This window comes from Sinorhizobium sp. Y406, from assembly GCF_058732025.1.
This window is the reverse complement of record NZ_CM178974.1, coordinates 379372-391742: the sequence shown is the minus strand read 5'-3', so window position 1 is coordinate 391742 and position 12371 is coordinate 379372. Positions and strand designations below refer to the sequence as shown.

The following is a 12371-nucleotide window of genomic DNA, read 5'->3' as shown; positions in this document are numbered from 1 at the left end:
CCGTTTTCTTATCAATCCGTGAAGCAAAAAGAACGGGGCGCTTTGACGCAGTTTGATTTTTATCAGTCTCAGGGGCGCCAAGTGGACAACTGATTTGACCACTTGGCGGCGGCTGCTAGATTTCCGAGGAGCGGCAGGCTTGAGACAAGCGGTTTCCGCTGAAGGAGAACATGCCGTGACCGAAGACCCGATCGACCTCTATGCCCGCATCAGCCATAGCCGCACGGCGGACGAGGTCGTGCAGCAGATCGAGCTTCTCATTCTCGAAGGCGTGCTTCGCGACGGCGACCGGCTGCCGGGCGAGCGGGAGCTTTCCAAGCGTTTCGACGTATCGCGGCCGATCCTGCGCGAGGCGCTGAAGGAGCTGGAGACGCGCGGCCTAGTCGAGAGCCGGCACGGCGGCGGCACCTTCGTCGCCGACGTGGTCGGGCAGATCTTCTCAAAGCCGCTGGTCGAGCTCATCGGGCGCCATTCCAAGGCGACGCAGGACTACCTCGAATTTCGGCGCGAACTCGAGGGCCTCACCGCCGAGCTCGCCGCCACCCGCGCCACGGACTTCGACCGCGATATCCTGACCAGTGTCATTGAACGCATGCGCGAGGCGCACCGTAGCGGCAATTTCGACGAAGAGCTGGAGGCGGACATCGAATTGCATAACGCGATCGGCGACAGCGCCCACAACATCATTCTGCTGCATACGCTGCGGGCCTGCTACAGGCTCCTGACCCGGGGCATATTCTTTCATCGCAGTACGGTCTTCGGCGCCCCCGGCGCCCGCGACCGGCTGCTTTCGCAGCACGAGGCGATCTATGCCGCGATTATGGCGCGCGACCCGCAGGCGGCGAAGTCCGCCGCTCAAGGCCATATCGATTTCGTCGCAGCCGCCGCCCGCGAGGCGGAGCGCAGCGGTGAGTGGGCACGCATCGCTCAAATGCGCCTGCTGCAGCGTGACCGCAGCCGGGAGCCGTGAGTGCCCGGGCGCCTGCGACGCCGCTTTCCGGCCGATGGATGACGCACGCATGAGATGTAATGACGATTGGCTATTCCATTCTGGAACTTGTACGCATTTCGTCGGTTATCTTCAGCCGATCCATTTACAGGCGAGGTGGACCAGACATAATTTCGAAATGACGAATGCCGCTGATTCGCATAGGAGTGAGACCCCCCTTGAGCTTGCTGCACCGGCTTGCCTCTGATGTGCATCTTATGCTGCGACGCCCGGCGCGCATGCAATACGCGGCGCTGTGCTATCGTATCCGCAAGAAGACCGGAGAGCCGGAAATTCTGCTGATCACCAGCCGCGACACCGGCCGCTGGGTCATTCCGAAGGGATGGCCGATGCAAGGCAAGCGCGCCCACGAAGTGGCGGAACGCGAGGCCTATGAAGAAGCCGGCGTGAACGGGAAGATCCGGAAGGCCGCGCTCGGCTTCTATACCTACCAGAAGCGCATGGACCATGGCCTGCAGATTTCCTGCAAGGTCCAGGTTCACGCGCTCGAAGTCGCGGACTTTAGCAAGAACTTCCCCGAAAAGGGCGCCCGGCGGCTGGAATGGGTTGACTGCCGGGAGGCGGCGCGCCGCGTGGCCGAGCCATCCTTGAAAGAGCTTATCCTCGACTTCGGCAAACGAATGAGCGCCCCAGCGGCGCAGGCGCCGAAAGCCGCCAACGGCTGACTGCCTGCGCACGCGCTCTCTGCGCCACGCCCCATCCTCCGCTCCGATTCCGCTTGAATGCGCCGGCTCGCGCCGCTACTGGCGATCATGAAAGGGAGAAACGATCAGTGGCCAAGCTGCGCCCGAGCCTGGAAACGCCGACACTTGACAAGGACCTCGACAAGGTGAGCCTTGCGGAAGAGGCGACCCAGTTCATCATGCGGGGCCTGGCAGCCCCCGGCCTCGCTGCCCTGTTCCTCATCGTCAGCATGGCGATCGCCGCAAGCTATTTCACCGGCGCATCCGGCCTCGCCACCGTCATTGCGGCCGCCGCTTTTGCCGGATACCTGGCGATGAATATCGGCGCCAACGACGTGACGAACAATGTCGGCGCCGCAGTCGGCGCCAGGGCGATGACCATGGCCACGGCCCTGGCGATCGCCGCCGTCTTCGAAATAGCTGGAGCCTTGATCGCGGGGCGCAAGGTTGCGCTGACGATCGAAGCAGGCGTCGTCGACGGCAGCCGACTGGTCAGCCCCGATGCGCTCGTCTGGCTGATGATGGCGGTGCTGATCTCTTCGGCTGCGTGGATCAACATCGCCACCTATGCCCGTGCGCCCGTCTCGACCACCCATTCCGTCGTCGGCGGTATCGTCGGCGCGAGTCTTGCGGCGGCGGGGCCTGACGCCGTCAAGTGGTGGACCATTGCCGGGATCACCGCAAGCTGGTCGATCTCGCCGCTCATCGGCGGTATCCTCGCCGCCTGCATCCTCGCCTTCCTGAATGAATTCGTCGTCTATCGCAGCGACAAGATCGCCGCCGCCCGGCTCTGGATGCCTGTCGTCCTCGGGGTCACGGCGGGGGCCTTCACCGCCTATGTGCTGGTTTTCGCCCTCGTCCGTGTCGCGATCATTTCGCTTCCGACGAGCCTGCTCGCCGGGGCACTGGTCGGCGGCACCTGCTACGTCCTCAGCAAGCCATGGATCCGCCGGCACTCGGAGGGACTCGAGAACCGCAACCAGTCGCTTCGCAAGCTGTTCCGCCTGCCCCTGATCGCGGCGGCGGCGCTGCTCTCCTTCGCCCATGGGGCCAATGACGTTTCGAATGCCATCGGCCCTCTTTCCGCGATCGTCGCGGCCGAAGGCGGCATGATCTCCAGCCAGAAATCTGAGGCCCCATATTGGGTCCTGCTGATCGGCGCGTTTGGCATTTCGCTCGGTCTGCTCCTCTACGGTCCGCGGCTGATCCGCGTCGTCGGCCAGGAAATCACCCGTCTCAATCCCATGCGCGCCTTCTGCGTGGCGCTCGCGACGGCGGCCACGGTGCTGTTTGCTTCGGCGCTCGGCCTGCCGATCAGTTCCACCCATACCGCGGTCGGCGCCGTCTTCGGCGTCGGTTTCTTCCGCGAGTGGTACACCCGCCATTCGAAGCGGCGACTGGAGCATGTCCGACGGAAAAGCGGCCATTCCGATCCCACGCAAGCCGTCGAGACGAATTTCGCCGAGATACGCCGCCGGCGGCTGGTGCGCCGCTCCTATCTGCTGACGATCGTCGGCGCCTGGGTGATCACCGTGCCCGCATCCGCGCTGCTTTCGGCGCTCGTCTACCTCGTGCTTTCCGGCCTGGTTCTCTGAAATCGATCCGGACCCGCACGGCGAATCAAAGGAATTGCTATGCGCGCCAATTTCCGTCTGCAGCGATTGTTCGTAGAGAGCCCGCTCCATGCCGGTGCAAGGCACGAGGCGACGAAGGAGCAGTTCAACTACCTTATCAACGTGTTGCGCCTTGGCGAGGGCACGCCGATTCTGGTCTTCAACGGCCGCGATGGCGAATGGCGGGCGGAGCTTTCAATGCCGACGCGCAAACAGGCGGTCCTGTCAGCGATCGAGCAGACGCGACCGCAGCCTCCGGCCGCAGATCTCGTCTACCTGTTCGCGCCGCTCAAGGTCGGCCGGCTGGACTATCTCGTGCAGAAGGCGGTCGAGATGGGAGCCGGCGTGCTGCAGCCGGTTATGACCCAACACGTGCAGGGCAAGATCGGCAATCTCGACCGCATACGCGCGAACGTCATCGAGGCCGCCGAACAATGCGGCGTACTCGGCATTCCCTCCGTCGAGGCACCGCGAAAACTCGAAGACCTGCTTGAGACCTGGCCGCGCGACCGGCGCATCGTCTTCTGCGACGAGGGCTGTGACGGCCAGAACCCGCTGCCGATCCTCAGCGCCATCACAGAGCGGCAGCTTGCGCTTCTGATCGGTCCGGAAGGCGGCTTTTCCGAGGCCGAGCGAAAGCTCCTGCGCAGCCTGGTCTTCGTGACGCCGATACCGCTCGGACCGCGAATCCTGCGCGCCGACACAGCGGCGGTCGCCGCCATGGCCGTGATCCAGGCCACGATCGGGGACTGGCGCTACTGCATGTCTCCTTTAATCGACCTCGATTAAAGGGCGAAGACATGCAGCACTATCAAAGTGCTACATCGACCCAACACGACCTCGACTGCTCGCACGAACAGTCCCGGTCGCGAGGCGCTCCCGGCACGCGCCGCTCCCCGAAGTTTTTTTGAGGGCATCTTGAAAGAATTTGACTTGCACCGCACTTGATTACGGTTCAAGCACCCTCCATTCCGCCCTGCCCACCGGCGGGTGACGCTCAAACGAAGTAGACGAATATGGCCCGAGATACCACCGATCAGACGCCGGTCACCTCCGTCGCCGACCTAACCGCCTATCTGGCGTCGGGAGCGAGGCCGAAGGAGAGGTTTCGGATCGGCACGGAGCACGAAAAATTCGCCTTCTTCAAGGCGGACAACCGCCCCGTGCCCTATTTCGGCGAAGCCAGCATCCAGGCCCTGTTGACTGGCATGGCCGCCCGGAACGGCTGGGAAGCGATCATCGACGAGGGCAATGTCATCGGCCTTGCCGATATCCACGGCAATGGTGCGATTTCGCTGGAGCCCGGCGGGCAGTTCGAGCTATCCGGCGCGCCGCTCGAGAACCTGCACCAGACCTGCAAGGAATCGAACCAGCACCTGGCGGTGCTCCGCGAAATCGCCGAACCGCTCGGTATCGGTTTCCTGGGCGTCGGCGGCAGCCCGAAATGGACCTTTGCCGAGACCCCGCGCATGCCGAAATCGCGTTACGCGATCATGACGCGCTATATGCCGAAGGTTGGTACGCAGGGCCTCGACATGATGTACCGCACCTGTACCATCCAGGTGAATCTCGACTTCTCGTCCGAAGAGGACATGCGGCGCAAAATGCAGGTCTCGATGAGGCTGCAGCCGCTCGCGACCGCCTTTTTTGCCAGCTCTCCCTTCACCGAAGGCAAGCCGAACGGGCTCCTGTCCTGGCGGGGCGACATCTGGCGCGACACGGACAACCGGCGCTCCGGGCTCCTGCCAGCCGCCTTCAAGCCCGACTTCGGCTTTGCCGACTATGTCGAATGGGCGCTCGACGTGCCGATGTATTTCGTCGTGCGCGACGGCCACTATCACGACTGTACGCACATCACCTTCCGGCAGTTCATGAACGGCGCCCTCAGGGGCGAGATCGCCGAATGGCAGCCGAGTATGGGCGATTGGACCAACCACCTCTCGACCCTCTTTCCCGACGTGAGGCTCAAGCGCTTCCTCGAAATGCGCGGCGCCGACGGCGGGCCCTGGCGGAAGATCTGCGCGCTGCCGGCCTTCTGGGTCGGTCTGCTCTACGACGACGAGGCGCTGGCGGCGGCCGAGGCGCTGACGCGCCACTGGAGCTTCGAAGACGTTCAGGCGCTTCGCGACGCAGTGCCGGCCGAGGCGCTGAAGGCGAAGCTCGGCACGACTTCGCTCTTCGACATCGCGCGCGAGGTGCTGACGATTTCGCGCGCCGGCCTGAAGCGACGCAACCGCCTGAACGGCGACGGCGTCGACGAAAGGCAATTCCTGGCACCGCTCGAAGAGGTGCTTGCCAAGAAGTCGACGCTGGCAGAAGACCTGCTGGCGCTCTATCATGGCCGCTGGAACCAATCGGTCGAGCCGATCTTCACGGAATACCAGTACTAGCGGCACGCTCCTCGCCCATAAAAAGCGGTTCCCAGACAATCGATTCCCGTTATAGTGCAATGACATGCGTCGTTCGGCCGGGAAGGAAATGGAATGGCACCGCTTTTTGACATGTTCGTACAGGCGCAGAACGGCCACGCCATCGAGCTGATGGCCAAACAGTTTGGTCTTGCTCAGGAGCAAATGGCGAAGGCGACGGCGGCGCTCATGCCCGCCTTCTCCGCGGGTCTCAAACGCAACACCACCAATCCCTACGATCTGGGATCGCTGATGACGGCGATCTCCACCGGCAATTATGCCAAGTATTTCGAGGACATGAGCAAGGCCTTCACGCCCGCGGGCGTGGCCGACGGCAACGAGGTCCTCGGCCAGCTCTTCGGCTCGAAGGAGATGTCGCGCGCGATCGCGGCGCAGGCGGCGCAAATGACTGGGATCGGCCAGGAGATCTATAAGCAGATGCTGCCGGTCATGGCGACCACGCTCATGGGCGGCCTCTTCAAGGAGACCATGGGCCAGGCCAATGAGGCGCTTGCGAACAATCCGATGATGACGCTGATGCGGCAATGGATGGAAGCGACGGGCTTCGCCAAGAAACCGGACCCGACGCCGAACCCGTTCGACAACCCCTTCACCCAGGCCATGCAGGGATTTTTCGGCCTTGCCAAGGCGAAGGAGGAGCCGAAGGCCCCGGACCTTTTCGCCGACAATCCGTTCGTCAAGGCCTTTCAGGACATGATGCGCAGCGGCGGCGCAGCGCCGGAGAAGGCGCCCCAACCGGAGAAGCCTGAGCCGGAGAGGTCCGAGCCGGAGAAGAATGCCGCCTTCGCGCAGTTCTCGAAAACGATGAACAGCATGTTCGATACCGGCCTGGAGATGCAAAAGGAATATCAGAAGAACATCGACGCTCTGTTCGAGAGCTATAAGAGCGCGTCTGACGGCAAGGGTTCCTGAGCAGGTTCCGTAAAGTGTCGCACGGTTGCCCGATCGGAACCTGCGGCAAACCGAAGGGATCCGAGCGGATCATCGTGGGTAAGCCCTTGAATATCTGCTCGGCCGGGTTGCGGGCTAGCGAGATGGGGAGCAATTCGCCCGCCCGGTTCGGACGCTGACGGCCATCGGTGAACCCGCATAAAAAAAGCCCGGTACATGTCTTGGCATGTACCGGGCAAGCAGCAGGGTCTATTGGCTCATACCCTGCGGGGAAGGGTTAGGTTCTTCACCGTACCTGGAACTTTGCGGCATGATCCGTGCAATGGCGGCAACCTCGCGCCGGATCATGCCGCAAATGGCGCATCCGGCGAGACGCGCCATGGGGACGTCAGTCGTGACGGGTGCCACGGTAATAGAGGTTCGCCCGGTTTCGCGAAGCACGCGTGAGATAGCTCGAGGCATCTTCGAAGAACGCGGAGGTCAAGGCTTCGTTCAGGTCTTGCCGTTTCAGTCCCATGTCGAGCAATTGCCGATCGTCGAGATCGTGCAGACGTGCGATCTGGCAGCGGCTTCGGTACTGGCGCCAGACAGCCGTCAGCACACCGACGATGCCTGCGGCGCGGGATACAAGCGTCGGCTTGCCGGCAATGAGGTCGAGGGCGTGTTCGGTCGTGCGCATGGCGGTGCTCCTTTTCTAAAGGCACGCAGATGCCGGTCCCCGCGTGGGAGGTCATACGCGGAGGCAGGCGGGAACGGTTCGGTAGTTCGGCGATCGTTTCGCCGGAGAGATCGACGTGATTTGCAACCCATCAATCGCAAATCCTTATTGATCAGTCCAACGAATGTTTTTAATGATATTCATCAAACACTCTTATGGATGCTCGACCATGTCCGCACCGCTCGATATCGATCAGTTGCAAACCTTCGTCGCCATTGCAGACACGGGTAGCTTCACCAAAGCAGCCGAACGCGTCTTCAAGACGCAATCCGCCGTCTCGATGCAGATGCGCCGCCTCGAGGAACGCATCGGCAAGCCGTTGTTCATGAAGGATGGCCGCGGAAACCGCCTGACGGTCGAGGGCGACCGGCTGCTGAACTTTGCCCGGCGGATGCTCCGCCTCAACAACGAAGCCATCGCCTCCTTCGATGACAATCGCCTGGAGGGCACGCTCCGGATCGGCACGCCCGACGACTATGCCGACCGCTACATGCCGGAAATCATCGTTCGCTTTGCCAAGACGCACCCGAATGTCGAGCTCTACATCGTCTGCGAACCCTCGGCCGATCTGGCAGAGAAGATGGCAAAGGGCGACCTCGACATCGCGCTCGTCACGCACAATCCGCGGGCCAGGGCGTCCGACGTGGTCAGAACGGAGCCGCTCTGCTGGGTCAGTTCGATCAACCATCCGCTGCCTGAAAACGCGCCGATACCGCTCGCCGTCGGACGCCGCGACTGTCTGTGGCGGCAGGCTGCCTGCGCGGCTCTCGATGCGACCGGCCGGGAATATCAGATCCTGTTCACGAGTTGGTCGTCGACGGTCGTCGCGGCCGCGGTACTCGCCGGCATGGCCGTTTCCGTGCTGCCGGAATCGGCGCTGCGGCCGGGCATGAAGGTGCTGACGCTCGCCGACGGCTTCCCGGCGCTGGCACCGGTGCAGATCGGCATCATGAAGCGTCCCGGCCTGTCGCCGTCGCTTTCGAACGCCATCACCAACCACATCACGGCCTGTCTCGACAACATCACGCCGATCGCCGTCAATGACGATCTCGACGGCGACATCAAGGGCTATCCCCGCTATCCGCGCCTGCGCCAGAGCCACATGCTGCCGGGCTGGTGAGGCATCGCGGTTCCCGGCGGAGAAGGGCCACGCACTTTGCCGGCGTGGCCTTCGTCTTTTCGGGGATGAATTCGCCCTGCCGGACCCGTCTCCGCGATCTGCCGCTTGGCTTTATGATAATCTCCGATTGAATTCTCGATTAATTTCGATAGAGATTTCCGATCATGCTGACACTGCGACAGATGCGCTATTTCGACGCCCTCGCGACCGCGCGCCATTTCGGCAGGGCGGCCGAGCTCGCCCATGTCAGCCAGCCGGCGCTGTCGGCGCAAATCATGGAGATGGAGGAGCATCTCGGCGTCAAACTGGTGGAGAGAAGCCGTGCCGGCACTTTCCTCACGGCCATGGGCGAGGAGGTTCTGGCCCAGGTACGCGCCATTCTCGCGGATGTCGACAGGCTTGAGGAAAGCGCGCGTCAGCGGCCTGGAACACTCGAGGGGCGCCTCCGCCTCGGGGTCATCCCGACGCTGGCGCCCTATCTCGTGCCGCAGCTCATTCCGCATCTGCGTCAGCGCTATCCGTCGATCGAGATCGAACTCAAGGAATCGCTGACCGATCGGCTGATTGCCGATCTCGGCGAGGGCCGGCTCGACGCGGTTATTGCCGCGTTGCCGATCGACGCGGACGGCATTATCACGCGGTCGCTGTTTTCGGACCGGTTCTTCATGGCGGTCGCCGACAACGACAGGACCGTGCTGATGTCGCCGCTCACCGAGGACCAGTTGGATCTTTCGCAACTGCTGCTGCTCGAGGAGGGCCACTGCCTGCGAGACCAAGCGCTGGCCGTGTGCAATACCGCCGGCAGGCGGCAACTGACGAGCTTCGGCGCCACCTCGATGGCCACACTCCTGCAGATGGTCGCGAACGGCATGGGCATGACGCTCATTCCCGAGATTGCCGTCCCGAGCGAGGCCGCCCGCAATGCGATCCGGATCGTTCCTTTCGCCGCGCCCGAACCGGCCCGCGATGTCGGCCTCGTCTGGCGACGCAGCAATCCGCGCCGGCGCGACATGGACGCGCTTGCCGAAGCGATCGTCGCATGCGCGCGGACGGTTTCGACGAGAGCAGCCGCCGAGGCGGAATAGGAGAGCGTGCCCCTCCTATACCGGTCAATATATAACTCACGCGATCAGCTCGAGGCGAGCTTTTCCTTGAGGAAGGCCATCGTTCGCTCCCAGGCCAGATCGGCCGCGGCCTTGTCGTAGCGAGCGGCAGAGGTGTCGTTGTTGAAGGCGTGGTTCACACCCTCATACGTGTGGATCGTGAATTCCTTGCCGCTCTCTGTCAGCGCCTTGCGATAGGCCTCGATGCCCGCATTGATGCGCTCGTCGAGCCCCGCATAGTGCAGCAGCATTGCCGCCTCGATCTTCGGCACGTCCGCCGGATCGGGTTGCGAGCCGTAATAGGCGACGCCGGCATCAAGCTCGGGCGCGTTTACCGCCAGCCTGTTGACGAGACCGCCGCCCCAGCAAAAGCCGATCGCGCCGACATTGCCGTTGCCGGCCTCATGCCCCTGCAGAAAGGCGACGGTCGCGACCGCATTTGCATTTGTTTCTTGCGCATCGAGCGCGCCAATCATCTCCCGCGCCCTGTCCTCGTCGTCCGGCGTTCCGCCATCGCGCGAGAGGAAGTCGGGCGCAAGGGCGACGAAGCCCTCGAGAGCGACCCGGCGCGCAACATCCCGGATATGCGGATTGAGACCGCGATTCTCGTGGATGACGATCACCGTTGGGAGCTTGCCCGACGCGTCGGCGGGTTGCACCAGATAGCCCTTCATGTCGCTCTCGGCCCCCGGATAGGTGATATCCTCTCCCTTGATCCGCTCATCCGTCGCAGCGACCATCTCGGCCTTGGCGCTATTGGCGGCCAGCATCGGCGCAATCGCGGCGGCGGCCGCGGCCGAACCGGCAAGCGCCGTCAGCCTCTCCATGAAGCGGCGGCGGTCCAGGGTCAGATGCGTGTATTCGTCATAGGCATCGATCATCGCCTGGGTGATGACAGGCTCGTTCATGGCGCCCTCCTTCGGCTGTTTGTCCTACAGCGCCGCGCGTCCTTTCAGACGCGAAAAGGCCGCTGCAACTCCTTGAGTCTGCGCATCGAGCTTTCCGAAAATCGGCTACGATTTTCGGGCCGATGCGCTAGAGAGGCGGGGTGGGATGCGGGCGGAAAACCGCGCGCACCTTTCCTGTCCCGCCTCGGCGGCACAACAACGACAACCGCCCGCCAACAACATAGGTCAGCGGACGGCGTGGCGACGTCAAAACTGCGTTACCAGTCCGATTCAGCCGTTGAGGTCGAGAACGATGCGACCGTCGATCCTGCCCTCTTCCATGCGCTCGAAGATGGCGTTGATGTTCTCGATCTTGTCCCAGGAGAAGTGGGCGGCAACCTTGCCTTCGCCGGCAAATTCCAGCGCCTCCTCCAGGTCCTGGCGGGTGCCGACGATCGAGCCGCGCACCGTAATGCGCTTCAGCACCGTGTCGAACACCGGCAGGCAGATCTGGCTCGGGGGCAGGCCGACAAGCGCCATCGTGCCCTTGGAACGCAGCATGCTGTAGGCCTGCTCCATCGCCTTTGGCGACACCGCCGTGACCAGCGCCCCATGGACGCCGCCCGTGCGCTTCTGCACCTCTTCGACGGCATCGCGCGCCCTCGCGTCGATGATGAGGTCGGCGCCGAGCTTTTCCGCAAGCGCAAGCTTGTCCGGGAAAATATCGGCTGCGGCGACATGCATGCCCATGGCCTTGGCGTATTGCACGGCCATGTGGCCGAGGCCGCCGATGCCGGAGACGAGCACCCATTCGCCGGGCCTCACCTCCGTTTCCTTGAGCCCCTTATAGACGGTCACGCCGGCGCACAGCACCGGGGCCGCCGGCCCGAACTCCAGATTGGCGGGCAGCCGCCCGACGAAGTCCGGATCTGCCAAGCCGTACTGGGCGAAGGTGCCGTCGAGCGAATAGCCGGTGTTCTGCTGGCTGCCGCACAGCGTTTCCCAGCCGGTGCGGCAGGGCGTGCAGCAGCCGCAGGCCGTATGAAGCCAGGGAACGCCGACCCGGTCGCCTTCCTTCAGTCCCTTGACGCCGGCGCCGAGCTTCGCGACATAACCGACGCCTTCGTGGCCGGGAATGAAGGGCGGGTTCGGCTTCACCGGCCAGTCCCCCTTGGCGGCATGCAGATCGGTGTGGCACACGCCCGTCGCCTCATATTTGATGAGCACCTGGCCGGGGCCGGGGCGTGGGATCGGCAACTCCTCGATCACGAGCGGCTTGCCGAACTCGCGTACGACGGCGGCTTTCATAGTCATATCGATTCTCCTCCGATGCTCGATGCTGGCTTTGCGAATAGCGCCCGCTCCCCTCCTCCGAGGAGGCGCGGTGACGGTTAAAGCTTAGCCGCGGAGCGGGCGGCCGCCCCTTGACGGGCGTCAAGGTCCGGCAGTTCGGCCGGGAGATTTGTCTCAAGGGTGAGACGATCGGAGCAATTGTCAGTTCATCGCCATCCAGGTGGCGAGCCATGCCCATAGGGCGACGAGCGTGACAAAGCATGCCATGAAGAGCGGGCGACGAAATTTGAGCCTGTTGCTGGTCACGTGCACAAAGGCATGCGCATAGCGTAGCGCCACGAAAAGCCAGGCGAGCCCGACCGCGGCGAGGTTGTCGCCCTCGGTCACATAGAGCAACACGCAACAGACATAGAAAAGCACCGGCAGCTCGAACTGGTTGGCGATGCTGTTGCGCACGACCAGGCTCTCGCCCGGTTCCTCGCGATTCTCGCGGAACTGCGAGGCCTCGACCTTGCCCGCCCGCACGAGCGCCACGCGGCGCCTCGATAGAAGCGCGTAGAGCGAGAAGATCAGTGCGACATGGGCAAGCACGGGCCAGAATATCTCGAAACCGGTCATCGGCACT

Annotated in this window: 12 protein-coding genes; 8 read left to right on the top strand and 4 right to left on the bottom strand. The window is 63.3% G+C overall.

Annotated features, from left to right (window positions below):
- Positions 1 to 175 precede the first annotated feature (175 nt).
- From AC4P1R_RS01875 to AC4P1R_RS01850, 6 genes are all read left to right on the top strand, one after another.
- Positions 176 to 970, top strand: a complete 795-nt coding sequence (locus tag AC4P1R_RS01875) for a FadR/GntR family transcriptional regulator (RefSeq protein ID WP_069460296.1) — start codon at positions 176 to 178, stop codon at positions 968 to 970.
- 197 nt (positions 971 to 1167) lie between these two features.
- Positions 1168 to 1674 (top strand): NUDIX hydrolase, encoded by a 507-nt coding sequence (locus AC4P1R_RS01870; protein WP_083265417.1) that lies wholly within the window; start codon positions 1168 to 1170, stop codon positions 1672 to 1674.
- Positions 1675 to 1781: 107 nt separating this feature from the next.
- Positions 1782 to 3287, top strand: a complete 1506-nt coding sequence (locus AC4P1R_RS01865; protein ID WP_273361280.1) for an inorganic phosphate transporter — start codon at positions 1782 to 1784, stop codon at positions 3285 to 3287.
- A gap of 39 nt (positions 3288 to 3326) precedes the next feature.
- The gene (locus tag AC4P1R_RS01860) at positions 3327 to 4094 is read left to right on the top strand and encodes a 16S rRNA (uracil(1498)-N(3))-methyltransferase (protein ID WP_069460293.1); all 768 of its coding nucleotides are present in this window, start codon (positions 3327 to 3329) and stop codon (positions 4092 to 4094) included.
- A 227-nt stretch (positions 4095 to 4321) separates the two neighbouring features.
- Positions 4322 to 5695: a glutamate--cysteine ligase gene (locus AC4P1R_RS01855; protein WP_069460292.1), complete on the top strand. Its 1374-nt coding sequence runs from the start codon at positions 4322 to 4324 to the stop codon at positions 5693 to 5695.
- A gap of 93 nt (positions 5696 to 5788) precedes the next feature.
- On the top strand, positions 5789 to 6646 hold the full coding sequence (locus AC4P1R_RS01850) for a DUF937 domain-containing protein (protein ID WP_069460291.1): 858 nt from the start codon (positions 5789 to 5791) through the stop codon (positions 6644 to 6646).
- Between the two features lie 367 nt (positions 6647 to 7013).
- On the opposite strand, the gene AC4P1R_RS01845 is transcribed toward AC4P1R_RS01850, so the two are convergent.
- A complete protein-coding gene (locus tag AC4P1R_RS01845; RefSeq protein ID WP_069460290.1) occupies positions 7014 to 7304 on the bottom strand; it encodes a YjiS-like domain-containing protein in 291 nt (96 codons plus the stop codon).
- A gap of 208 nt (positions 7305 to 7512) precedes the next feature.
- Here AC4P1R_RS01845 and AC4P1R_RS01840 point away from each other — a divergent pair, with 208 nt between their 5' ends.
- Both AC4P1R_RS01840 and oxyR read left to right on the top strand, forming a co-directional pair.
- Positions 7513 to 8463 (top strand): LysR substrate-binding domain-containing protein, encoded by a 951-nt coding sequence (locus AC4P1R_RS01840; RefSeq protein WP_069460289.1) that lies wholly within the window; start codon positions 7513 to 7515, stop codon positions 8461 to 8463.
- 164 nt (positions 8464 to 8627) lie between these two features.
- Positions 8628 to 9548 (top strand): hydrogen peroxide-inducible genes activator OxyR, encoded by a 921-nt coding sequence (oxyR, locus tag AC4P1R_RS01835; RefSeq protein WP_069460288.1) that lies wholly within the window; start codon positions 8628 to 8630, stop codon positions 9546 to 9548.
- Between the two features lie 44 nt (positions 9549 to 9592).
- Here oxyR and AC4P1R_RS01830 read toward each other — a convergent pair whose 3' ends face one another.
- From AC4P1R_RS01830 to AC4P1R_RS01820, 3 genes are all read right to left on the bottom strand, one after another.
- Complete coding sequence (locus AC4P1R_RS01830) at positions 9593 to 10474, bottom strand: dienelactone hydrolase family protein (protein ID WP_069460287.1); 882 nt, start codon at positions 10472 to 10474, stop codon at positions 9593 to 9595.
- A 270-nt stretch (positions 10475 to 10744) separates the two neighbouring features.
- The gene (gene adhP / locus AC4P1R_RS01825) at positions 10745 to 11767 is read right to left on the bottom strand and encodes an alcohol dehydrogenase AdhP (RefSeq protein ID WP_151610878.1); all 1023 of its coding nucleotides are present in this window, start codon (positions 11765 to 11767) and stop codon (positions 10745 to 10747) included.
- A 180-nt stretch (positions 11768 to 11947) separates the two neighbouring features.
- Positions 11948 to 12364 (bottom strand): MAPEG family protein, encoded by a 417-nt coding sequence (locus tag AC4P1R_RS01820; RefSeq protein WP_069460285.1) that lies wholly within the window; start codon positions 12362 to 12364, stop codon positions 11948 to 11950.
- Positions 12365 to 12371 lie beyond the last annotated feature (7 nt).